The sequence below is a fragment of the Acidovorax sp. KPB24-07 genome (assembly GCF_057543315.1).
Genome location: NZ_BAAJYS010000583.1, coordinates 1 through 1,626 on the forward strand (window position 1 = coordinate 1; position 1,626 = coordinate 1,626).

3 protein-coding genes are annotated in these 1,626 nt (G+C 68.8%); all 3 read right to left on the minus strand.

What is annotated here, in order from left to right; translation table 11 throughout:
- On the minus strand, positions 1-340 hold a 340-nt coding region (locus tag AC27IQ_RS24080; protein ID WP_487091068.1), incomplete at its 3' end, for a transporter substrate-binding domain-containing protein.
- Positions 341-434: 94 nt separating this feature from the next.
- On the minus strand, positions 435-629 hold the full coding sequence (locus AC27IQ_RS24085) for a DUF2905 domain-containing protein (protein ID WP_272549218.1): 195 nt from the start codon (positions 627-629) through the stop codon (positions 435-437).
- A gap of 113 nt (positions 630-742) precedes the next feature.
- Complete coding sequence (locus tag AC27IQ_RS24090; protein ID WP_487091069.1) at positions 743-1,591, minus strand: ABC transporter permease; 849 nt, start codon at positions 1,589-1,591, stop codon at positions 743-745.
- Positions 1,592-1,626 lie beyond the last annotated feature (35 nt).

Here is a 1,626-nt window from a genome sequence, read left to right on the forward strand (position 1 = left end):
TGTTGGTGGTGGAGCCGCATTCGAGATCGATCTCGCCGGCTTCCAGCTTGGGGATGCGCTCCGTGCCGCTCACCACCTTGTATTTCACGTCCAGCTCCTTGAGCTTGAGCGTGCGCTTGATCTCATCGACCGCGGCCAGGCACAGGTCCACGGAGTAGCCCGCGGGGGCCTTCTTGTCGTCCAGGAACGAAAACGGCCAGGCCGCTTCGCGCACGCCCAGGGTGATGGAATGGGTTTCCTGGATGCGTTGCAAGGTGTTGGCCGGGCCCTGGGCCATGGCGGAAAACGGCGCGATGGCGCAGGCGAGCAGCGGCAGCAGCCGGGCAATGGAGCGGAACATGGGAAAAACGACTTTCAAAGGGGCGGCCGGGACATCGGGCGCGCCCAGTGTGACAAGGGCAGATGGAAAATCCGTGACAGGCGACGCGCGGGCCTCACACCCACTTGGCGATCAGGCTCGCCAAGGCGCTGAGCAGCAGCGTGCTGGTGAGTGGAATGAACCACTCGCGACCGAACAGACGGAACCGGAAGTCCCCCGGCAGACGCCCCATCCCCAGGCGCTGCAGCAGCGGCGTGAGGCCGTTGATGAGCACCAGCGCGAGAAAAACGACGATCAGCCAGCGAAACATGGGCTGCAAGTGTAGGGCTTGCGGCTTTTCGGCCCCGGATCGGCCGGCCCGGGCCCTGAAAGCCCAGGGGCATGGCCCCCGCCCGCGCGCGCCCAGTGCAGCGGGCCGTTCAGTCAGCGCTGCACGCCCCAGCGGCGCACCGTCAGTCGCTCCAGGGTGTGAAAGCCCAGCGTCTCCACCAGCAGCCCGATAAGGATCACGAGCGCCAGGCCGGCAAACACCTTGTCGGTGTAGAGCTCGTTGCGGTTCTGGAAGATGTACCAGCCCAGCCCCCCCTTGCCCGACGAAGCGCCGAAGACCAGCTCGGCGGCGATCAGCGTGCGCCAGGCAAAGGCCCAGCCGATCTTCAGGCCCGACAGGATGGACGGCAGCGCTGCCGGCACCAGGATCTGCAGCACGTAGCGGATGCCGGTGAGGCCGTAGTTTCGCCCGGCCATGCGCAGGGTCTCGGGCACGCCCTGAAAGCCCGCGTAGGTGGCCAGCGACAGCGGCCACAGCACCGAGTGCACCAGCACGAAGACCAGGCTGCCCTGCCCCAGGCCGAACCACAGCAGCGCCAGGGGCAGCAGCGCGATCGCGGGCAGCGGGTTGAACATGGCGGTCAGCGTGGACAGCAGATCGCGCCCGAACTGGGTCGAGACCGCCAGCGTGGTCAGCACGAAGGCCCCCGCGATGCCGGCCAGGTAGCCCTTGAGCAGCACCGACAGCGAGATCGCGGCCTTGGCCAGCAGCTCGCCCGACGCCAGGCCTTCGGCCAGGGCCCGGGCGGTCTGCACGAAGGTGGGCAGCAGCAGATCGTTGTCCTGCCAGCGCGCCAGCAGCTCCCACAGCACGGCCAGCACCGCCAGGATGGCGAGCCGCCGCACGGCCTGCTGCTGCCAAACGCGGGCGAACAGCGGCAGCGGCTGCTGGGGCGCAATGCCTTCGAGCGGCGCGAGCGGGCCTTCGAACTCCGGCCGCACGGGCGGCTCGGGCCGCGCACGGGGCGCGGCGTCCA